The following is a 20,762-nucleotide window of genomic DNA, read 5'->3' as shown; positions in this document are numbered from 1 at the left end:
AGCACGACGGCCGACATCGCGGCGCGCACCCTGAACGTGAGTTTTAATGGCGTCAACAAGACGTATGACGGCACGACGGGCGCGCAAGTGAATTTCGGCGACGACCGCATTCAGGGCGATGCCTTGACGGTGGCGGGCAATGCCGCGTTTGGCAACAAGAATGCGGGTGCGGGCAAGGCCGTCAATGTCACGGATGTGGCGTTGAGCGGCGGCGATGCTGGCAACTATGTGCTGGGCGAAAGCACCGGCAGCACCACGGCCGACATCGCGGCGCGCACCCTGAACGTGAGCTTCAGCGGCGTCAACAAGACGTATGACGGCACGACGGGCGCGCAAGTGCACTTTGGCGATGACCGCATCCAGGGCGATGCCTTGAGCGTGAGCGGCAGTGCCGCGTTTGGCAACAGGAATGCGGGGGCCGGCAAGGCCGTCAATGTCAGCAATGTGGCGCTGAGCGGTAGCGATGCGGGCAACTATGTGCTGAGCAGCAATGCGGGTAGCACCACGGCCGATATCGCGGCGCGCGCCCTGAACCTGTCTGGCGTGGTGGGCAGCAAGGTCTACGATGGCACGACGGGTGCGCAGCTGAGTTTGGGCGATGACCGTATCGCTGGCGACAGTTTGACGGCCTCGGCGGTAGCCAGCTTTGCGGACAAGAACGTGGGCGCGGCCAAGGCCGTGCAGCTCAGCGGCGCGGCGCTGACGGGCGCCGATGCAGGCAATTACTTTATCGTCTTGCCGACGGGCTTGCTGGCCAGCATTACACCGGCCAGCCTGACCCTGGCAGGAGTGAGCGCCGCCGGCAAGGTGTATGACGGAACCACTTCCGCGGCGGTCAGCGCATCGGCGAACGGCGTGCTGGGCCAGGATGTGGTCAGCGTGGTAGGCGGCAGCGGCAGCTTTGCCGACAAGAATGCGGGTACGGGCAAGCTGGTGATGGCCAGCGGTTTCCGCCTGGCGGGCGCCGATGCGGGTAACTACACCCTGGAAACGACGGGCGGCACGGCGCAGGCATCAATTGCTCAAAAACAATTGTCGACCTGGGTCGGCAGCGGCAGCGGCTTGTGGAGCGATGCCGCCAACTGGGACGGCGGCGTGGTGCCGGAAGGCGCGAACGTGCTGGCGGTCGACTTCAGCAACAGCAAGGGCATCGTTACCTACAGCGCGGCGGCCGGCAGCACCATCCTGAAAAACCTGAACTCGGCGGCGGGCTTGCTGTTGACGGGCGGCAGCCTGACCTTGGGGGAAAGCGCGCTGGACCTCTCCGTGCTGAGCGGCCTGGCCGGCCTGGAAATCAACGGCGGCAGCCTGTTGCTGAACGGCAACCTGTCGGCGGATCGCTACGCGCAAGGCGGCGGTATGCTGAGCGGCAAGGGCAACTTGCTTGTCGCAAACAGCTTCAGCCAGGCGGCCGGCGCCATCCGGCTCGCCGGCCAGCTGGCCATCACGCAAGCGGCTGGCGACTTGCGTTTCGCCAGCCTGGCGGCGAACGAAGTGAAATTGAGCGCCCTGAACGGCGCCATCGGCCAGGATGGCGCGCTGCTCGCCAGCAGCCTGGCTGCGCAGGCGCGCGATGGCATTGTGCTGGGCAATGCGGGCAACCAGGTGGGTAGTTTTACCGCCAGCAATAGTGCAGGGGGCGGCATTGCGCTGAACAATACCTCGGCGCCGGGCACCTTGACCCTGGGAACGCTCACCACAGGCGCGGGCAATATCGCGATCGACAACACGGGCGGTGTCGCGGCAGGCAATATCAATGCGAACGGCGGCAACGTCAGCGTGACGGCGCACAGCCCCGTCACTGTCAACGGCAAGATCGAGGGCAATGATATCGCCCTCAATGCCAGCACGGACGTGCTGCTGGGCGATGGCGCGCAGTTGGCAGCGGCGCGCAATGTCAGTTTGACGGCGGGTCGCGACATCCATGTCGGCGGCAATGCGCAGATTGTTAGCGGCGGCAATTTTTCCGCCACCGCGGAAGGCCATGTGCGCTTTGCGGACACGGCAAGCGTCGCTTTGCCGGCAGCGGCCAGCATGAGCGTGCTGGCGAAAACGGGCAGCATCACGGGCGACTCTGGCGTGCGCATCAACCGCCAGCGCAGCGGCGTGATTCTGCTGGCGCCGAATGGCACGGTGAGCATGGCGGACGCCATCTTCCTGCCAGCGACGACCATCGACAAGCCCGTGATCGATGCCGCCACGAGCGCGGCCATCGACGATGCCTTGCGCATCATCAAGCAGGCTGACCGTGCCAACGACACGCTCGCGTCCACGCCGCCAGCCAAGCTGGACGACAAGAAGCCGGACAGCAAGGATGTTGCCGATGCTGCAGATAAACCTACAGGATACAAATTCGATGACCCTACTAAAAAAATGTACTGCAATTAAGGCCCTGCTGTGGCTGGCCCTGATGTGCATGGGCGCGCAGGCCTGGGCCGGCCAGGTGGCCGGTACCGTCATGCAATTGAGTGGTCCGCTGATGGCCAAGAAGGCGGATGGCAAGGTGAAGATCCTGGCCATCAAGTCCGAAGTCGAGCAGGGGGACACCTTGCTGACGGAAAAGGAGACCTATGCCTTGATCAAGCTGATCGACAATAGCGAAATCACCCTGAAGCCGAATACCAGTTTCGTGATCGAACAATTCAGCTACACGGCCGAGCAGCCCGATGGCGACCATGCCATCTTCAGCTTGCTCAAGGGCGGCTTGCGTTCCGTCACGGGTCTGCTGGGCAAGCGCAACAAGGAGCGCTTCGAGATGAAGACGCCAGCCGCCACCATCGGCATCCGCGGCACGACGTTTGTTGCCAGTTACGTAGCACCGTCGGCACCGGCGCTGCCAACGGTATCGCCGTCAGTCGGGGCGGCGAGGGCGCCGGGCTTGTATGTGCAGGTGCTCGATGGCTTGATTCATGTCACCAATCCTGCCGGGACGCAAAATTTTTCTGCCGGCCAGTTCGGTTTTACTCCCAGCTTCAAGCAGCCGCCCGTGATGCTGCCCGTCAATCCCGGCATCCCGTTTACGCCGCCGCCGGCATTTTCGACGCCACTGTCCAGCACGGGCGCCGGCGCCAACAGCGGCAAGCCTGCCGCCATCGACTGCGTGGTGCGTTAAGCATCCGCAAACAAGCCCGCACACTTTGCAAATAGGGCTTGACCTTCCCATCGTTGGATAGCAGATCCTGATCCTATTCGTTAATCTTTCGTACAGGATCTGCCATGAACCAGAGTGCACTCGTCCCCGCCGCTTTCCCTCCCGACGCCGCGCATGCGCAGGCGCTGGCCATCGAAGGCATGAGCTGCGCCTCGTGCGTGGGCCGCGTGGAAAAGGCCCTGGCCGCCGTGCCTGGCGTGAGCCAGGCCAGCGTCAACCTGGCCACCGAAGTGGCCAAAGTCACGTCCAGCACGCCGATTCCCCTGGCCACCTTGCAGGCGGCAGTGGAAAAGGCCGGCTACACGGTGGCGCAGCGCGAGATCGACCTGAACATCGCCGGCATGACGTGCGCCTCTTGCGTGGGCCGGGTGGAAAAAGCCTTGCTGAAAGTGCCAGGCGTGCTGGCCGCCAGCGTCAACCTGGCCACGGAAAGCGCGCGCATCAAGGTGACGGGCGGCCTGGAAGCGGGCACCCTGATCGCCGCCATCGACAAGGCCGGCTATGCCGCCAAGGTACCCGTCGCCAGCCAGGCCAGCGCGCCCGCTGCCGCACCGAACCGCGACGGCATGAAAGTGGCGTTCGCGGCCGTCCTGGCTTTCCCCTTGATGCTGCCCATGCTGCTCGAGTGGGCCGGCATCCATTTGATGTTGCCAGGCTGGCTGCAATTCGCGCTGGCCACGCCCGTGCAGTTTTACTTTGGCGCGCGCTTCTACAAGGCGGGCTGGAAGGCGGCCCGCGCCGGTAGCGGCAACATGGACTTGCTGGTGGCGCTGGGTACGAGCGCCGCGTATGGCTTGTCCGTCTACCAATGGCTGACGGCGGGCGAGATGCTGCCGCACCTGTATTTCGAAGCGTCGGCCGTCGTCATCACCCTGGTGCTGTTGGGCAAATGGCTGGAAAGCCGCGCCAAGCGCCAGACGGCCTCCGCCATCCGCGCGCTGCAAGTCTTGCGTCCGGAATCGGCGCGCGTGCGCCGCGACGGTGTGGAGCTGGACTTGCCCGTGGACCAGGTGAAAGTGGGCGACCTGGTGGTCATCCGTCCCGGCGAGCGGGTAGCCGTCGATGGCGTGGTGGTGGAAGGCGCCAGCCAGATCAACGAATCGCTGATCACGGGCGAAAGCTTGCCGGTCGATAAGCATGTGGGCGACAAGGTCACGGGCGGCGCCATCAATGCGGACGGCTTGCTGCTGGTGCGCACGCAAGCCGTAGGCGGCGAGACGACCCTCTCGCGCATCATCCGCCTGGTGGAAGATGCGCAGGCGGCCAAGGCGCCGATCCAGCATCTGGTCGACAAGGTCAGCGCCATCTTCGTCCCCGTGGTGCTGGTGCTGGCGCTGCTGACCATGCTGGGCTGGTGGCTCGCTACCGGCGAGCTGGAGAACGCCATCATCAATGCCGTGGCCGTGCTGGTCATCGCCTGCCCCTGTGCGCTGGGCCTGGCCACGCCGACGGCCATCATGGCCGGCACGGGCGTGGCTGCCCGCTACGGCATCCTGATCAAGGATGCGGAAGCGCTGGAAGTGGCGCACGCCGTCAATACTGTCGTGTTCGACAAGACGGGTACCCTGACGGTGGGAAAACCGGCGCTGGCGGCCCTGCATGCGCATGGCATCGAGGATGCGCGGCTGCTGCAGCTGGCGGCCAGCATTCAGCGCGGTAGCGAGCACAGCCTGGCGACGGCCGTGCTGGATGCGGCTGCCGCCCGCCGTATCGACCCCTTGCCAGCCACGGCCCTGTCGGCCTTGCCGGGCCGCGGCCTGGCGGCCCACGTCGATGGCCTGGAACTGAAGCTGGGCAGCACGCGGCTGATGCAGGAATTGAACGTGGACATGACGCCGCTGGCCGCGCAGGCGCAGGAACTGGAAGCCACGGGCAACACGATCTCGTGGCTGGCGTCGGGATCGGAACTGCTGGGCCTGTTTGCCTTCAGCGACCAGGTCAAGCCGAACGCGCGGGCGGCCATTGCCCATTTGCACAGCCTGGGCATCCGCACGGTGATGTTGACGGGAGATAACCAGGGCAGCGCCGACGCCGTCGGCAAGCTGCTGGGCATCGACACGGTGGCGGCGAAAATGCTGCCGGCCGATAAAACCGCTAAAATTGTCGCGCTGAAAGGCGAGGGCGCGAAGGTGGCCATGGTGGGCGACGGCATCAACGATGCGCCGGCGCTGGCGGCCGCCGACGTGGGCATCGCCATGTCGACGGGGACCGATGTGGCCATGCATGCGGCCGGCATCACGCTGATGCGCGGTGATCCGGCCCTGGTGGCGGATGCCATCGATATCTCGCGCCGCACCTACAGCAAGATACGGCAGAATCTGTTCTGGGCCTTCATTTATAACCTGATCGGCATTCCGCTGGCCGCCTTCGGCCTGCTCAACCCCATGGTGGCGGGCGCGGCGATGGCCTTCAGTTCCGTCAGCGTGATCAGCAATGCCCTGTTGCTGCGCCGTTGGAAAGCCCGCAGTCATGCAGGTAGCGCGCATACCAAGGAGTCATAGGATGAATATCGGCCAGGCGGCAAGCGAAACGGGCGTATCGGCAAAAATGATACGCTACTACGAGAGTATTGCATTGTTAAAACCCAGCGCGCGCAGCGACGCCGGTTACCGCATCTACACGCCGAACGACTTGCACGCCTTGCGCTTCATCAAGCGCGGGCGGGGTCTTGGCTTTTCGCTGGAACAGATCCGCGAGCTGCTGTCGCTGTGGCAAAACGACCAGCGCGCCAGCGCGGACGTGAAAGGCATCGCCCTGGCCCACGTGGCCGAGCTCAACAAGCGCATCGCCGAACTGACGGAAATGCGCGATACCCTGGCCCACCTGGCGCAATCGTGCCACGGCGACGACAAGCCCGATTGCCCCATCCTGCAAAGCCTGGGCCTGGCCGGTGAAGCGGACGCGAAAGCATGTTGCCATTGATGTAAATCAACGGAGGTGTGTATGGCCTATGAACTGCATTACTGGCCCACGATACAGGGGCGCGGCGAATTCATCCGGCTGGCGCTGGAAGAGGCGGGCGCCGACTACCGCGATATCGCCCGTTTGCCTGAACGCAAGGGGCAAGGCGTTCCCGCCATGCTGGCCTGCCTCGATGACGACAGCATGCCACAGGCGGCCTACGCACCGCCCGTGCTGCGCGATGGCGACGTGCTGATCGGCCAGACCACGAATATCCTCTTGTACCTGGGCCGGCGTCTGGGGCTGGCGCCGCGTACGGAAAGCGGCCGTTTGTGGCTGAACCAGCTGCAGCTGACGATGGCCGACTGGCTGGCGGAAGTGCACGACACGCATCATCCGCTGTCGATGAATCAATATTACGAAGAGCAACAGCAGGCGGCCATGCTGCGCAGCGCGGATTTCCGCGAAACACGTTTGCCCAAGTTTCTTTCCTATTTCACGCAAGTGTTGTTGAATAATCGCAGCCGTGGCCACTACCTGGTGGGTGCCAGACTCACGTATGGCGACCTGTCGCTGTTCCAGATGCTGGCCGGCCTGCGCTATGCGTTTCCGCAAGCCATGGCGCGCCTGGCGCCTGAATATCCTGCATTGTCTGACCTGCATGACGCTGTGGCGGCGCGGCCGAATATCGCCCGCTACCTGAAGTCGAAGCGCAGAATCGCCTTCAATGAAGAAGGCATCTTCCGCCATTACCCCGAACTGGACGGATAAAAAAACAGCCGGCCCAAAGGCCGGCTGTCCTGGTGCTGCTCTGCTGTTATTGTGCGCTGGTGACGGGGTAGCCCGCATCGACGATGGCGGCGCTGATGGCGCCCAGTTCGCTCGATGACTCTACCGTGACGCGCTTGCTGGCCAGGTCGATCTGCACCTGTGCCGCAGGATCGATCGCCTGCACCGCTTTCGTGACCGAGCCGACGCAATGGCCGCAACTCATGTTTTCAACTTGTAACTGATACATGACAAGCACTCCTTGAATGATTAAGTGCCTCCACTGTAATCCTTGCCCCGGTGGGAAGGTCAAGAGGAAGCGTTGCGGCGTTTTAATGGAGCAGGAAGTCGACGGCTTGCATGGGCGGCGGCACGTTTTCGTCCTGCACGGATTCGCGCAAGCTGATGTCGATGGCGCGGCACATGGCCGATAGCGGCAGATCGTTGGCATCTTCGCCGAACGGCTCCTCGATCTCGTCGCCCAGCGCATCGAGGCCAAAGAAGGTATAGGCGACGATGGCGACGACGAAGGGCGTCATAAAACCGAGCGAATCGACCAGGCCGAAAGGCAGCAGGAAACAGTACAGATAGGCCGTGCGGTGCAGCAGCAGCGAGTACGAGAAGGGAATCGGCGTGCTGCGGATGCGTTCGCACGAGGCGCCTGCCGCTACCATGGCCGAGACCGTGTTATCGATCTGCGTGGCGAGGATGCTGTCGATGCGGCCCTGCGCGATGCAATCGGCCAGGTCGTGACCCATCTGCAGCATCAGGTAGTCGGACGGGTTCGCCGCCTTGCAGGCCGCTTCCCATTCGGCCGGGCGCAGCAGTGGCTGCAAGTCGTCAGGTCCGCGCGTGTCGCGCAGCTGGTGGCGCAGTGCATGGCAAAAGGCGATGGTACGGTAAATCATGCGCACGCGCACATCGTCCAGGCCCAGCCTCGCGTGGGCCGGCGTGTCGCTGCGTATCATGGTCTGGCACTGGCGCGAGAAATTCCGGCTGCGCAAGACCAGTTCGCCCCACAGCTTGCGCGCTTCCCAATAGCGGTCGTAGGCGGCCGTGTTGCGAAAGCCCAGGAAGATGGCCAGCGGCAAGCCGATCAGGGTAAACGGGATGGTGGTGAGGATGACCTTGTGGTCGAACAGGGTGCCGTGGCACCAGGTGACGAGGGTGGCGATCAGGGTATTGACGATGAGCGTGGTGCGGATGCGCGGCAGGACGGAGCCGCGCACCACGAGGAACAGCCGTAGCGCCGATGGACGCTCGCGCACGATCATGCTGTACTCCCGGTGTGGGGCTGGGCTGGCGGGGAAACGCGCACCTGGTGATCGGTAAGAGGGGAAAGACAGCGTGGCAATTGCCGGGAACAAAAAGCCCGCGATGTATGCGGGCTGAGCAGGGTGTGCATGGGAAGCAAAGTAGGGGAGACGGCATGAGTATAGGCCGCAGGCCCGCTTCCAGCCAATTCACAGTGATAATGGGTATTATTCATTTCATGAATGAATATTTCATTTGTAAGTATTCTTGTGAATTTCAGTTGTCCGGGTTCTGCCCTTGCCTGATCTTCTTGCGATGTGCCGCCTGCTGCTGTTTCAATGCCTTGCTTGTCGTATAGCCATTGCGAAACCAGCTTGTCTGCTTATGCTGACCCGGCCAACTGCAGTTCAGTACATTTGCCACGTCGGCGCAGTCGCAGGCGCAGTCGACCAGGGGCACATCGCAGTCGCAATACCCCGCCTGTGCCTGCCTGCGCGCACTGTGCCGTGCCGGTGGCTGCAGCGCGCCGTGCTGGCGATGGCGTTCGCCGCAGGCGCGCAGGCGGCGTTGCAACAGCGCCAGTCCCGGACGCAAGCCGTGGCGCGCGATGACCTTGTAGCCATAGGCGGAACAGCTGTCGCGGCCTGTCAGCACGCGGTGGGCGCAGGAATAGCCTTTATAGGGCGACAGGTAGCGCTGGTAAGCGCGAATGGCCAACAGGGCCAGGCGTTTGCCGCAAGTGTCGAATGAGAAAATGCCAGCTCCTTTTTTCTATGCCATCAAGTCACTGGTGCGAGCATACGATAGGTATCCCGAAAATAATAGCGTCAGCAGGCACAAACTATCATGGTGATAAATGGAGAGAATTATGCGTGACGCGTCTGCTAGGCTGGGTGGGCAAATTGGAAATATTGTCTAAAAAAATTATCCCATCCCGGTAGCCGCCGCCAGGGGCATGGTCAAGCTGGTTTATCCTTCCTTTGAAAGTGATCTGCATGTTTACAGTTTCCAGCATCTGCCTCGCCACGTTGATCCTGTTGCAAGCGCCAGCCGGCTGGGCTGGCCAGCCGGCGCCCCTGAGCCAGCAGCAGCAAGCGCTGGCCGCGCAAATCGATGCCAGTATCGCTCCCTATTACAAGGCCACGGAACCTGGCGCCGTCGTCATCGTCGTCAAGGATGGACAGCCCTTGTTGCGCAAGGCGTATGGTCTGGCCAGCGTGAAGGATGGCCAGCCGCTGACGCCTGACATGTCGCTGCGCCTGGGTTCCATTTCCAAGCAATTCACGGCCGTCGCCATCCTGTTGCTGGCCGACCAGGGCAAGCTGGCCATCACCGATGACATCACGAAGTTCCTGCCCGACTATCCGACGCACGGCAAGAGAATCACGATCGAACAGCTGCTCGCGCATACGTCCGGCATCCACGACTACACAAGGAAGCCGGAATTTGTGCCCAACAGCACGAAAGACTTGAGCGTGGCGCAGATGATAGATTTCTTCAAGAACGATGCGCCCGACTTTGAGCCGGGCACGCAGTGGAGTTACAGCAGTTCCGGCTATTTCCTGCTGGGCGCCATCATTGAAAAGGCATCGGGCCAGCCGTATGCCACGTTTGTGGAACAGCAGATCTTCGTGCCACTGGGCATGAACGATACGGCCTATGAAGGCCACGAGCGCCGGCCGGCCAAGCGCGCGGCCGGGCATATCCGTTCGGGCGAGACGTATGTGCCGAACTTGCCTCTGAGCATGACGCAGCCGTATGCGGCCGGCGCGCTCGTTTCCACGGTGGACGACCTGGCGCGCTGGGACGCGGCCATCTCCGACGGCAAGCTGCTCAAGGCTTCCACCTGGCAGCAGGCGTTCACGCAGGCCAAGCTGAACGATGGCAAGGCGACCCGTTCCGGCTTGGGCTGGAAGGTGGGCACCTGGCAAAACACGCCCGTCATCCACCATAGCGGCGGCATCAATGGTTTTGCCACGTATGCGATGCGTTTGCCGAAGGAAAAAGTCTATGTGGCCGTGCTGGAAAATTCGGACACGGGCCTGGTCAATCCCGACGTGGTGGCGCGCAAGGCGGCGGCTGTCGCCGTCGGCCGGCCATATCCCGAGATCAAGGTCATCACGCTCAAGCCCGCCATCCTCGATGCGTACGCGGGCGTGTACGCCATCAACGACAAGGCCGGCTATACGATCCGCAACTTCGAGGGCAACTTGCTGCTGCAGCGCACGGGGCGTCCCGCACAACGCATGCTGGCGTACTCGCCAAATGGTTTTCTGATCGAAAATACGCTCACCACTGCCGAATTCGAGCGGGGACCGAAGGGCGAGGCGCAGCTGATCCTCAATGACGGCGGCGAATCGAAGACGGTGCACGAACGCGCCAGCGCCGCCAAGCCGGCGCGTACGGTGGTCGCCATGACGACGGCGCAATTCGATGCCTACGTGGGCAAGTATGCGCTGGCGCCCGAGGTCTACCTGGAAGTGACGCGCGAAGGCGACAAGTTCTTCGCCCAGGTGACGGGTTTCCGCAAGCTGGCCATGCTGCCGATGAGCGAGACGGCTTTCTTCTCGAATGAAGTCGATGCGGAAGTGCGTTTCAGCAAGGATGCCGATGGCAAGACGCAACAACTGGTGCTGCGCCAGGAGGGGCAGGATATGCCGGCCAAACGCGTGAACTGATCGCCGTAATACAGCGTATGCCTGCCGGCCAGTCGATACTGCCGGCAGGCATTATTTTTTTTTTCGTGTCCAGCCTGACCGATTCGCATTCTCAAGGCACCTGCTAAGTAAGGGAATCATTTCAGCAGTCCATTTGAGAGGCTTTACACCATGTCCGTTCGTCGCAAGCAGCGCTACTATATTTCTACACCGCAAATCCTTCCCATCGCCCGTGCCGTGTCGCTGGCCGTGTGCAGCCTGGCGCTGTACGCCGCCATGCCAGCCCTGGCGCAGGCGCAAGCGGCCAATGCCCAGCAGGCTGGCGCCATGCGCCTGACCTACGACATCCCTGCCGGTCCGCTGGCCCCCGCGCTGCGCAGCCTGGCCAGCGCGGCGAATGTCTTGCTCAGCTACACGCCAGACCAGGCCAGCGGCAAGAGCACGGCCGGCCTGCAAGGCCAGTACACGCCGCAGGCTGCCCTGGCCGCTTTGCTGGCGGGTACGGGCTTGCAGGCGGTCGAACTGGAGGCGGGCAGCTACGTGCTGCGCGCCGCGCCTGCCGTGGCCAGCACGGCGCCCGACGCCGTCATGCCATTGATTTCCGTCATGGCAGCGGCTGACGCGGGCGCGGACACGGTGTCGCGCGGCTATGTGCCCATCAGCGTGGCCGCCACCAAGATGGGCACGCCATTGCTCGAGACGCCGCGCGCCATTTCCGTTGTCACGCGTGAACAGATCAAGACGCAGGCCCCGAAAAGCATCGAACAGGCGCTGGCCTATACGGCGGGCGTGCTGACGGACGTGACGGGTGCCGACGTGCGCATGTCGGGCGCCACCATCCGCGGCTTCAGCGATGGCAGCTCGTACTACCAGGATGGCTTGAAGCTGCTGTCGGCGGGCAGTTATGGTTCGTGGAATAGCGAAATGGAAGACCTCGACAGCGTCGAAGTCATCAAGGGGCCCGCGTCCGTCTTCTACGGCCAGGGCCGCCCGGGCGGCATGATCAATGTCACTTCCAAGCTGCCGGGTGCAGACCACGTCAATAGCGTGGGGTTTTCCGCGGGACGCTATCACCGCTATCAGATCAATGCCGACCTGGGCGGCGCTGTCGCGGGCAACGATGGCTTGCTGTACCGCGTCACGCTGACGGGCCGCGATGCCGACGATCGTCCCATCGAATCGAAGAACAACCGCGTTTCCATCTCGCCCTCGCTGCGCTGGGACATCTCGGCGCGCACCAGCCTGACCGTACTGGGCACATATTCGCAAGAACGGGGCACGCCGAAACCATGGTGGCCCAGCCTGTTTGTCCATCCGCACATCAAGGACTTGCCCGTCAGCCGCACGGCGGGCGACCCGTCCTTCGACTATTTCGACCGCGATACGCGCGCCCTTGGCTATATGTTCGAGCATGCAACAGGGAATGGATGGAAGCTGACGCAAAACCTGCGCTATGCGACCATCAAGGTTGATTACCAGCATATCTACGCCATGGATTTGCTGCCTGACGGGCGCACGGCCACGCGCGGCAGCCTGGCGGAAAAAGTGGACGGCAAGACCTGGACGGTCGACAGCCGCGCGCAAAAGGACTTTCGCTGGGGCGAGATCGAACACCGCTTCGTGGCGGGCATCGATTACCTGAAATACAAGGAAAACGATGGCCTGGGCTTTGGCTGGGACGTGCCGAACCTCGATATCCATGCGCCGGTCTACCATCAATCGATCGCCGCACCGGGACTCGACTATACCGACACTGAACTCAAGCAGACGGGCATCTACACGTTGAACCAGTTCAAGCTGGGCGCATGGGTGGCGAACGCCAGCCTGCGCCACGACCGCGCGCGCAGCACGCAGCTCAATTCGGCGAGCACGCGCATCGACGACAATGCCACCACGGGCAGTGCCGGCCTGCTGTACCTGTTCGACAATGGCGTGGCGCCGTATGCCAGCTATGCCACCTCGTTCGACCCGGCCACGGGCCGCGACTTTGACGGCAAGGCTTTTCAGCCACGCAAGGGCAAGCAGGTGGAACTGGGTATCAAGTACCAGCCTGCCGGCACATCGACCATGTTGACGGCATCGCTGTTTGATCTGACGCAAACGAATGTCACCACGCCGGATCCGCTGCACCCGCGTTCGTCACTACAGACGGGCGAGGTACGTTCGACGGGCGTGGAACTGGAAGGTACGTTCAAACCCTTGCCCGAGTTGAGCGTGCTGGCAGGCTATACCTATCTGGACCCGCGCACGACGAAGAGCAACCGCGACTACGAAATCGGCCGCCAGACCCTGCAGACGACGCGCCATGCGGCCAGCGTCTGGCTCGACTACCGGCCCATGGCCGTGCCCGGCCTGATGCTCGCTGGCGGCCTGCGCTACCGTGGCAGTTCGCCCTACAATGGCGCGGCCAATGCGCTGTACATGAATGATCCGTACACCCTGGCCGATATCGCCGTGGCCTACGAAACGGCGCGTTACCGCCTGGCTCTGAATATCGGCAATGTATTTGACAAGAAATACTTTGGCGGCATCTTCCGTGGCGCCGAACGCGAAGCCTTGCTGAGCCTGAAGGTGAATTTCTAGCTGTAGCCAACTGGGGCCGTGCGATTACAGCCCCAGCGCGCGCCAGCAATACACGGCCAGTGCCGCCGCCCACGCCAGCAGGATCGCCAGCCCCGGCAGCAGCAGCCATTTTGCTGCCGTCTCTTCCCACGTCACATACGGCTTGCCGCCGCGCGCGATGGCCAGCAGCGCCTGTCCCCCGTTCAAGCCGGCAAACGGCAACAGGTTCAAGGCGCACAGTTTCAATGAGAACAGGGCGAACGCCAGCGCAAAGCCGTGTGTACGGGCAAACGCCTCTCCATTGCCCAGCAATTCCTGCGCCGTCGACAGCGGTGCCAGCGCGCCGTTGACGATTTGCCCGAAGGCCGCGACAAAGCTGTCCCAGCCCGAGGCTCCCATGATGCCCAGCGACAATGCCAGCAGCATCCCCACGCCGCTCAATGGCAGCAGCACCTGCTTCCACAGCGGCTGGAAGTTATACGCGTCAAGGCAGGGATCGTCGTCATACAGTTCTTCTTCACGCGTATCTTTCAGCACCAAGCTGCCGGCCAGCGGCAGCAGCTTGACGTGGACTTTTCCCCAGGTCAGCACAGTCGGTCCCACGCCATAGCTGATGCTGCGCACCGTGATGCCGGACAGCCTGGCGCAGGCCGCCATGACGGAAATGTGGATGAACATGAAGAGGATGAAGCAGAGCAACAACTGAAAGGCGGGATGCATCGGGCTATGTGTCCAGAAGGAAAGGAGCGGTATTAGAACATGCCGCCATGAAAAGTCGCGCACATGAAAAAAGCCCCGGCTGCATCGCTGCAGCCGGGGCTTCGAATGACTGGGCAGCTCACGCCGCCCGCTATCACTTACAGTACTTCGCTGGCGTGGTCGGCCAGGCGCGAGCGCTCGCCGCGGGCCAGGGTGACGTGGCCGCTGTGGGTCCAGCCCTTGAAGCGGTCGACCACGTAAGTCAGGCCGCTCGAGCCTTCCGTCAGGTACGGCGTGTCGATCTGCGCGATGTTGCCCAGGCACAGGATCTTCGTGCCGGGACCGGCGCGCGTGACGAGGGTCTTGACTTGCTTCGGCGTCAAGTTTTGCGCTTCATCGATGATGAGGAACTTGTTCACGAACGTGCGGCCGCGCATGAAGTTGAGCGACTTGATCTTGATGCGCGAGCGGATCAGGTCTTGCGTTGCCGCACGGCCCCATTCGCCGCCATCGGAGTCGGACTTGTTCAGCACTTCCAGGTTGTCGTCGAAGGCGCCCATCCATGGCGACATCTTTTCTTCTTCCGTGCCTGGCAGGAAACCGATGTCTTCGCCCACCGGTACCGTGACGCGGGTAACGATGATTTCATTGTAGAGCTTGGTTTCCAGCACTTGCGCCAGGCCGGCGGCCAGGGCCAGCAGGGTCTTGCCGGTACCGGCCTGGCCCAGCAGGGTGACGAAGTCGCATTCCGGATTCATCAGCAAGTTCAGCGCGAAGTTTTGCTCGCGGTTGCGCGCCGTCACGCCCCACACATTGTTCTTCGTGTGGCTGAAGTCGCGCAGGGTTTGCAGCACGGCTGTCTTGCCGTTGATCTGTTTCACCTGGCCGTAGAACGGCGTTTCGCCGTTTTTCGGTTCCAGGTAGATGAACTGGTTGACCAGCAGCGACGGGATGAACGGGCCCGTCACGCGGTAGAACGTCGAGCTGTAGCCGTTCTTGCTTTCCTGCCACGATTCCATGTCCTTGCCGTGCTTGTTCCAGAAGTCGTCCGGCAATTGCACGATGCCCGAGTACAGCAAGTCCGTGTCTTCCAGCACATGATCGTTGAAGTAATCTTCGGCCGGCAGGCCCAGGGCGCGCGCCTTGATGCGCATGTTGATGTCTTTCGACACCAGCACGACAGGGCGGCCTTCCTGTTCCGATTCCAGCGAGCGCACGACGGCGAGGATCTGGTTGTCGGCCTTGCCCACTGGCAAGCCAGCCGGCAAGTCGGCGCTTTGCAGGCGCGTCTGGAAGAACAGGCGGCCCTTGGCATCCTTGTTGCCCAGCTTGGACAGCAGGATGCCGTGTTCGATGGCGTCGTCATCCGTGTTGCTGATCAGGGCGTCGAGCGTGCGCGAGACCTGGCGTGCATTGCGCGCCACTTCCGTCATGCCCTTCTTGTGGTTGTCCAGCTCTTCCAGGGTCATCATCGGCAGGTACACATCGTGTTCCTCGAAACGGAACAGCGACGACGGATCGTGCATCAGCACGTTCGTGTCGAGCACGAACAGCTTGCTGATGCCGCGCTGGTCGGCGGCGCGGCTGGCGGACGACTTGAGCTGCACTTCGACAGCCTTGTGCTTGGCAGGATGTGGCTGCTCGGCTTGCTTGACGGGCTTGATCGGCGTGACCTTGCCTTTTGCCGCCGGCTTGGCTTTCGCTGCAGGCGCAGCAACGGCGGCAGGCGCGGCCGCGACCGGCGCCGGTGCAGCAACGGCTGGCGCCGGCTTGGCGACCATCAGGGCCGCCACTTGCTTGATCTTCGTGGCCGCATTGCGGACCGGCTTGGCAACTTCGGCGATCGCCGCTTCAATAATCGGTGCAGCCACTTTCTTGGCTGCCGGGGTTTTGGTGGCCGGGCGCGCTGCGCCTGCGGTTGGGTAATCTTGGGTGGCCAGGATAGTGGCTGGCTTGCTCGGTAATTTTGGCAGTGGCATCAGGATCTCAATCAAAAAATTTCTGGAATGAATCGCCCATGGGCAGCCAGCTTCTGGCGGCACTTCTCATGGGGTGGATGCGGGGGAACAACAATGCTACAGGACGAGTAACTGCCGGAAGGCCGGCAGCATGGCCGGTCATGGACGCCATCGACGGGCTGCATGCCCGCCTGGCGGAGTGGATGGAGGCGCTTCGTTGACTCAAAATGGCGATAGGTACCGTGAACTGAACTGCGGTTGAACCAGGCTCGCTGGAAGCCGACAACGCGCATTGGATCAAAAATGGACGATCAATTCAGATGCGCTACGAATTCCAGCACTTCTTCCACGTGAGTTGCGACCTTCACGCCTCTCCATTCTTTCACCAATCGGCCCTGGGCGTCAATCACAAACGTACTGCGCTCGACGCCACGGACCGTCTTGCCGTACATCTGTTTCATCTTCATGACGTTAAACAGCAGACAAACGGCTTCGTCCGGGTCGGAAATGAGCTCGAACGGCAGTTCCAGCTTGGCTTTGAAACTTTCGTGCGAGCGCAGGGAATCGCGGCTGATGCCGTAGATTTCCACGCCGGCTGCGACGAATTGCGAATACGCATCGCGGAAGGCGATGTTTTCCGTGGTGCAGCCAGGGGTGTTGTCCTTCGGATAGAAAAACAGCACCGTGGCCTTGGCCGGACGGCCCAGCAACTGAAAGGTCTTGCCGCTGGTCATGGCGGCGCTAAAGTCGGGTATGCTAACGAGGGATTGGCTATCAGCCACAGGTTCTCTCCTGAACGGTGATCATCAGCGCTGTTTTTAATCTGGCAACGCATCCAGGTGCAACAATACAGCATTCAGGCCGCTTTGCCCTGCACAATCAGGCGTCCCGAACGGCCTGGCAACTCATCCCAGGTGACGGGACAAACGGGCAAGTCCGTATTTTTTATCTTTTCATAATAATCGCCCATCGCTGCAAACTGGTAGCCCTGGGCTTTCCAGCCAGCCAGCAGTTGTTCGAAAATGGGGGCGAGTTTCTGTCCTTCAAGTTCCGCATGCAAGGTATATACGTGATCGCGGGGATTATCCGCCGTCAGCGACAATATATGCGCGGCAACATTGCTCGTTGTGATCAGTTTGCCGTCGATTTCGCAGCCCAGCAATTCATCCAGGGTGGGCAGGGTGGTGGGCAATTGCACGCATTGCAGGATGGTGTTGCCGTTGCGCACGCGGTGCGGGCCATTCGTGGCATGCACCATGGCGCCGCGCGCGTCGAGCATGGCGCGGCCATCGGAGGCAAAGCGGTAGCCGGCCGTGTCGTGTTCGACAAAGGCGCTGACATTCATTTGCCAGCCGGCCGCGCCGTGCGTGTGCGGCTTGGTGCCAAACACCTGTTCGTAGCGGTTGGCGGCCTTGCGCATCATGTTGATGGTCCAGGCGGCGTTGCGCTTGGCCACGTTGTCTTGCCACAGGGTGTGATCCCAGGTGTGGATGCCGCACTCGAAACCGGCATCGCGCACGGCGCGCAATTGCGCCGCGCACAGCTTGCCGATATCGGGTCCCGGCAGCAAGGTGCCGTACATCAATGTTTTCAAGCCGTAGTGTTCGACCACCGAGGTGCGCGACACCTTGCTGAAAAAGCCGGGCCGCAAGGCGCGCCGCAGGGCCCAGCCCGTGTGGTCGGGGCCCAGCGAGAACAGAAAGGTGGCCTTGGCCTGGTGCGCGGCCAGCATGCGCACCAGATTGCCCATGCCTTCACGGGTGCCGCGATAGGTATCGACGTCGATTTTCAGGGTCAGGAACGGCTTGCTCAACATTAATCCATCAGGGCTTTGGCTTGGGCTACCTGGCTGCGGTAGGCGTCGAAAATATTGCGCAGGGAATCGGCCATGGTGGTGGTCGGCACCCAGCCCAGCTCTTCGCAGGTATTCGTGATTTTCGGCACGCGGTTTTGCACGTCCTGGTAGCCGGCGCCGTAGTAGGCGCCCGAGGTCGTTTCCACGATTTTCACGTGTTTCGCGCCTTCGGCGTATTCCGGGTATTCGGCGGCCAAGGTCAGCATCATGCCGGCCAGGTCGCGGATTGAATAGTTATTGATCGGATTGCCAATGTTGTAGATCTTGCCGCTGGCGATGCCGTTCTTGTTGGCGATGATGCGCATCAGCGCATCGATGCCGTCGTCGATGTAGGTGAACGCGCGTTTTTGCGCGCCGCCGTCGACCAGCGAAATGTTCTCGCCGCGCACGATATGGCCGAAGAATTGCGTCACCACGCGCGAAGAACCTTCTTTTGGCGTGTGGATCGAGTCCAGGCCGGCGCCGATCCAGTTGAATGGACGGAACAGGGTGAAGTTCAAGCCTTCCATGCCGTAGCCCCAGATCACGCGGTCCATCAGCTGCTTGGCGTTCGAATAGATCCAGCGCGGCTTGTTGATCGGGCCGCAGATCAGTTCCGAGTTTTCCGGATCGAATTCCTCGTCATGGCACATGCCATACACTTCCGAGGTCGACGGGAAGACCAGGTGCTTGCCGTACTTGGCGGCCGAGCGGACGATGGGCAGGTTGGCTTCGAAGTCCAGTTCGAAGACGCGCAGCGGCTGCTTGACGTAGGTCGATGGCGTGGCGATGGCCACCAGCGGCAGGATCACGTCGCACTTCTTGACGTGGTACTCGACCCATTCCTTGTTGATCGTGATGTCGCCTTCGAAGAAGTGCATGCGCGACTTGTAGTTGTCATCTTCCAGCAATTCGGTGATGCGGTCCGTGTTCATGTCCATGCCGTAGACATGCCAGTCGGTGGTTTCCAGGATGCGCTTGGACAGGTGGTGGCCGATGAAGCCGTTGACGCCTAAGATGAGGACTTTTTTCATGTGAGATTCTCTTGAGTGATATCAGTGTGTGCTGACGCGGGTGGTCAGACTTGCTTGCAATTGCTGAGCCGAAATCGGCTCCCCGGCAGCCCTCAGTGCGGAAATGGCCAGCATGCGGCCGTCTCCGCAGACGCCAAAGATGCAATTATCCACTACCGCCAAGCCCGGTGGCAAACTTCCTGCGGAATGCTTGCTCAAGCGGGCTTTTTCGATGGTGTAAATGACATCGTTGACTTCGGTGAAGGCGCCGGGATAGGGCGGCGCGACGGCCCGGTGCAGGTTGTACACCTGCTGCGCGGGTAACTTCCAGTCGATGCGCCCGTCTTCCGGCTTGCGCCCGCCAAAGTAGCCGCCCTGGCGCAAATCGTTGAGCTGGCGTGGCGCCGTGCCGTCCAGCAAGGCCGGCAGCACGTTCCACAGGGTTTGTTCCGCCGCCACGGTGACCTTGCCGAAGACTTCGAAGGCCGTGTCATCGGGCAGGATGGGCACGGCCGTTTGCGCGACGATGGCGCCGGCATCGGGCTTGACCGTCATTTCATGCAGGGTGGCGCCCGTTTGCGGGGCGCCATGCAGCACGGCCCAGTTGACGGGTGCGCGGCCGCGGAACTGCGGCAGCAGCGAGCCGTGCATATTGTAGGCGGGCGCGACTTCCAGGATGCTGGCGGGCAGCATGTGGCGGTAGTAAAAGCTGAACAGCATGTCCGGCGCTGCCGCCTGCACCTGCGCCAGCAGCTCGGGCGCGCGCGGATCGCCGGGCGTGATGTACGGGATGCCTTCGGCCTGGCACAGGCTGGCGACGGACTCGAACCACAGGTTTTCCGTGGGGCTGTCTTCGTGCGTGACGACCAGGGCGATATCGACGCCACCGGCCAGCAGCACCTTGATGCAGCGCACGCCCACATTGTGGTAGCCGAAGACGACGGCGCGCGGGGCGCCCATCAGCGGCCCACCTGGCGCTTTTCCAGGCGTACGTACGATGGCGCCTCAGCTTCCGCCTGGGCCATGCCGTCCTGCAAGATGGTTTGCACCACGTAGCGGGGACGGGCGCGCACTTGCTGGAAGATGCGTCCCACGTATTCGCCCACGAGGCCGATGCCGAACAGGATCACGCCCATCAGGAAGAAGGCGATGGCGAACAGGGTGAACACGCCCTGCGCCTCGGCGCCGAACAGGAAGCGGCGCGCCAGCAGATAGATCACCAGCAGGGCCGAACTGAGTGACAGCAGCATGCCCAGCATCGAAAAGATTTGCAGGGGAATCAGCGAAAAGCCCGTGACCAGGTCGAAATTGAGGCGGATCAGGCTGTACAGCGAGTATTTCGACTCGCCGGCGGCCCGTTCCTCGTGCTCGACGGTGATTTCCGTGGGCTTGCGGGCAAACGTGTAGGCCAGGGCGGGCACGAAGGTGTTGACTTCGGCGCACTGGTTGACCAGGTCGATCACGTTGCGGCCATACGCGCGCAGCATGTTGCCCTGGTCCGTGATCTTGATGTTGGTGATGCGCTCGCGCAGCCGGTTCATCATCTTCGACGCCAGGGTGCGCCAGGCGGAATCTTGCCGCTTGCGCCGGATCGAGCCCACGTAATCGTAGCCTTCGCGCATCTTTGCCACCAGGTTGCCGATTTCTTCGGGCGGGTTCTGCAGGTCGGCATCGAGCGTGACCATGATTTGCCCGCGCGAAGCTTCAAAGCCGGCCAGGATGGCCATGTGCTGGCCATAATTACCGTTGAACAAGACTACGCGCGTGACGTCGGGGCGCTGGCGGAACTGTTCCGCCAGGATGGCCACCGAATTGTCGCGGCTGCCATCATTGACAAAGATGATCTCGTAGCTCGTCTGCAGGGCATCGAGGGCCGGATACAGGCGGGCGAACAGGCTGGCCAGGCCATCCTGCTCGTTGTAGATTGGAATGATAATGGACAGTTCAGGTTTCATCGGCGCGCTG

Annotated in this window: 17 protein-coding genes; 7 read left to right on the top strand and 10 right to left on the bottom strand. The window is 62.2% G+C overall.

The window, feature by feature from the left end:
• The 5 genes from JAB1_RS30040 to JAB1_RS25885 all read left to right on the top strand — a co-directional run.
• Nucleotides 1-2,388, top strand: a 2,388-nt coding sequence (locus JAB1_RS30040) for a YDG domain-containing protein (protein WP_254672252.1), incomplete at its 5' end; no start/stop codon positions are given.
• On the top strand, nucleotides 2,357-3,112 hold the full coding sequence (locus tag JAB1_RS25900; RefSeq protein ID WP_070282387.1) for a FecR family protein: 756 nt from the start codon (nucleotides 2,357-2,359) through the stop codon (nucleotides 3,110-3,112). The genes JAB1_RS30040 and JAB1_RS25900, both read left to right, overlap by 32 nt.
• A gap of 104 nt (nucleotides 3,113-3,216) precedes the next feature.
• Entirely contained in the window at nucleotides 3,217-5,652 is a 2,436-nt protein-coding gene (locus JAB1_RS25895) for a heavy metal translocating P-type ATPase (RefSeq protein ID WP_070282385.1), read from the top strand.
• A gap of 1 nt (nucleotide 5,653) precedes the next feature.
• Nucleotides 5,654-6,073 carry a Cu(I)-responsive transcriptional regulator gene (gene cueR / locus JAB1_RS25890; protein ID WP_070282383.1) on the top strand — a complete coding sequence of 140 codons (420 nt, stop codon included), beginning with the start codon at nucleotides 5,654-5,656 and terminating at the stop codon, nucleotides 6,071-6,073.
• A gap of 21 nt (nucleotides 6,074-6,094) precedes the next feature.
• A complete protein-coding gene (locus JAB1_RS25885; protein WP_070282381.1) occupies nucleotides 6,095-6,823 on the top strand; it encodes a glutathione S-transferase in 729 nt (242 codons plus the stop codon).
• Between the two features lie 46 nt (nucleotides 6,824-6,869).
• On the opposite strand, the gene JAB1_RS25880 is transcribed toward JAB1_RS25885, so the two are convergent.
• The 3 genes from JAB1_RS25880 to yidD all read right to left on the bottom strand — a co-directional run bounded on the left by JAB1_RS25880 (nucleotide 6,870) and on the right by yidD (nucleotide 8,830).
• Nucleotides 6,870-7,070 carry a heavy-metal-associated domain-containing protein gene (locus JAB1_RS25880; RefSeq protein ID WP_034788621.1) on the bottom strand — a complete coding sequence of 67 codons (201 nt, stop codon included), beginning with the start codon at nucleotides 7,068-7,070 and terminating at the stop codon, nucleotides 6,870-6,872.
• Between the two features lie 82 nt (nucleotides 7,071-7,152).
• Nucleotides 7,153-8,094 carry a bestrophin family protein gene (locus tag JAB1_RS25875; protein ID WP_070282379.1) on the bottom strand — a complete coding sequence of 314 codons (942 nt, stop codon included), beginning with the start codon at nucleotides 8,092-8,094 and terminating at the stop codon, nucleotides 7,153-7,155.
• Between the two features lie 256 nt (nucleotides 8,095-8,350).
• On the bottom strand, nucleotides 8,351-8,830 hold the full coding sequence (yidD, locus tag JAB1_RS25870) for a membrane protein insertion efficiency factor YidD (RefSeq protein WP_080753757.1): 480 nt from the start codon (nucleotides 8,828-8,830) through the stop codon (nucleotides 8,351-8,353).
• A 239-nt stretch (nucleotides 8,831-9,069) separates the two neighbouring features.
• On the opposite strand from yidD, the gene JAB1_RS25865 reads away from it, so the two are divergent.
• Together JAB1_RS25865 and JAB1_RS25860 are read left to right on the top strand one after the other, a co-directional pair.
• Entirely contained in the window at nucleotides 9,070-10,752 is a 1,683-nt protein-coding gene (locus JAB1_RS25865) for a serine hydrolase (RefSeq protein ID WP_070282378.1), read from the top strand.
• 150 nt (nucleotides 10,753-10,902) lie between these two features.
• On the top strand, nucleotides 10,903-13,314 hold the full coding sequence (locus JAB1_RS25860) for a TonB-dependent siderophore receptor (RefSeq protein WP_070282376.1): 2,412 nt from the start codon (nucleotides 10,903-10,905) through the stop codon (nucleotides 13,312-13,314).
• Nucleotides 13,315-13,338: 24 nt separating this feature from the next.
• On the opposite strand, the gene JAB1_RS25855 is transcribed toward JAB1_RS25860, so the two are convergent.
• From JAB1_RS25855 to JAB1_RS25825, 7 genes are all read right to left on the bottom strand, one after another.
• Nucleotides 13,339-14,013, bottom strand: a complete 675-nt coding sequence (locus JAB1_RS25855; RefSeq protein ID WP_070282374.1) for a site-2 protease family protein — start codon at nucleotides 14,011-14,013, stop codon at nucleotides 13,339-13,341.
• Between the two features lie 137 nt (nucleotides 14,014-14,150).
• Nucleotides 14,151-15,971: a PhoH family protein gene (locus JAB1_RS25850; RefSeq protein ID WP_034785467.1), complete on the bottom strand. Its 1,821-nt coding sequence runs from the start codon at nucleotides 15,969-15,971 to the stop codon at nucleotides 14,151-14,153.
• A gap of 290 nt (nucleotides 15,972-16,261) precedes the next feature.
• Nucleotides 16,262-16,732: a peroxiredoxin gene (locus tag JAB1_RS25845; RefSeq protein WP_034785468.1), complete on the bottom strand. Its 471-nt coding sequence runs from the start codon at nucleotides 16,730-16,732 to the stop codon at nucleotides 16,262-16,264.
• Nucleotides 16,733-16,806: 74 nt separating this feature from the next.
• Nucleotides 16,807-17,766 carry a polysaccharide deacetylase family protein gene (locus JAB1_RS25840; protein ID WP_070282372.1) on the bottom strand — a complete coding sequence of 320 codons (960 nt, stop codon included), beginning with the start codon at nucleotides 17,764-17,766 and terminating at the stop codon, nucleotides 16,807-16,809.
• Nucleotides 17,766-18,818 carry a bifunctional UDP-4-keto-pentose/UDP-xylose synthase gene (locus tag JAB1_RS25835; protein WP_070282370.1) on the bottom strand — a complete coding sequence of 351 codons (1,053 nt, stop codon included), beginning with the start codon at nucleotides 18,816-18,818 and terminating at the stop codon, nucleotides 17,766-17,768. The genes JAB1_RS25840 and JAB1_RS25835 overlap by 1 nt, the downstream gene beginning before the upstream one ends.
• Nucleotides 18,819-18,839: 21 nt before the next feature.
• Nucleotides 18,840-19,757 (bottom strand): formyltransferase, encoded by a 918-nt coding sequence (locus JAB1_RS25830; protein ID WP_034785471.1) that lies wholly within the window; start codon nucleotides 19,755-19,757, stop codon nucleotides 18,840-18,842.
• A complete protein-coding gene (locus tag JAB1_RS25825; protein ID WP_070282401.1) occupies nucleotides 19,757-20,752 on the bottom strand; it encodes a glycosyltransferase in 996 nt (331 codons plus the stop codon). The genes JAB1_RS25830 and JAB1_RS25825 overlap by 1 nt, the downstream gene beginning before the upstream one ends.
• Nucleotides 20,753-20,762: the final 10 nt, after the last annotated feature.

This window comes from Janthinobacterium sp. MP5059B (assembly GCF_001758645.1).
Lineage (GTDB): Bacteria > Pseudomonadota > Gammaproteobacteria > Burkholderiales > Burkholderiaceae_D > Janthinobacterium > Janthinobacterium lividum.
This window is presented reverse-complemented; position numbering and strand designations above follow the sequence as displayed.

Coding starts and splice junctions, on each gene's coding strand:
- cueR (WP_070282383.1), top strand. CDS start 5,654: ATGAATATCGGCCAGGCGGCAAGCGAAACGGGCGTATCGGCAAAAATG.
- JAB1_RS25830 (WP_034785471.1), bottom strand. CDS start 19,757: ATGGGCGCCCCGCGCGCCGTCGTCTTCGGCTACCACAATGTGGGCGTG.
- JAB1_RS25880 (WP_034788621.1), bottom strand. CDS start 7,070: ATGTATCAGTTACAAGTTGAAAACATGAGTTGCGGCCATTGCGTCGGC.
- JAB1_RS25850 (WP_034785467.1), bottom strand. CDS start 15,971: ATGCCACTGCCAAAATTACCGAGCAAGCCAGCCACTATCCTGGCCACC.
- JAB1_RS25840 (WP_070282372.1), bottom strand. CDS start 17,766: ATGTTGAGCAAGCCGTTCCTGACCCTGAAAATCGACGTCGATACCTAT.
- JAB1_RS25875 (WP_070282379.1), bottom strand. CDS start 8,094: ATGATCGTGCGCGAGCGTCCATCGGCGCTACGGCTGTTCCTCGTGGTG.
- JAB1_RS25885 (WP_070282381.1), top strand. CDS start 6,095: ATGGCCTATGAACTGCATTACTGGCCCACGATACAGGGGCGCGGCGAA.
- JAB1_RS25855 (WP_070282374.1), bottom strand. CDS start 14,013: ATGCATCCCGCCTTTCAGTTGTTGCTCTGCTTCATCCTCTTCATGTTC.
- JAB1_RS25835 (WP_070282370.1), bottom strand. CDS start 18,818: ATGAAAAAAGTCCTCATCTTAGGCGTCAACGGCTTCATCGGCCACCAC.
- JAB1_RS25825 (WP_070282401.1), bottom strand. CDS start 20,752: ATGAAACCTGAACTGTCCATTATCATTCCAATCTACAACGAGCAGGAT.
- JAB1_RS25895 (WP_070282385.1), top strand. CDS start 3,217: ATGAACCAGAGTGCACTCGTCCCCGCCGCTTTCCCTCCCGACGCCGCG.
- JAB1_RS25860 (WP_070282376.1), top strand. CDS start 10,903: ATGTCCGTTCGTCGCAAGCAGCGCTACTATATTTCTACACCGCAAATC.
- JAB1_RS25865 (WP_070282378.1), top strand. CDS start 9,070: ATGTTTACAGTTTCCAGCATCTGCCTCGCCACGTTGATCCTGTTGCAA.
- JAB1_RS25900 (WP_070282387.1), top strand. CDS start 2,357: ATGACCCTACTAAAAAAATGTACTGCAATTAAGGCCCTGCTGTGGCTG.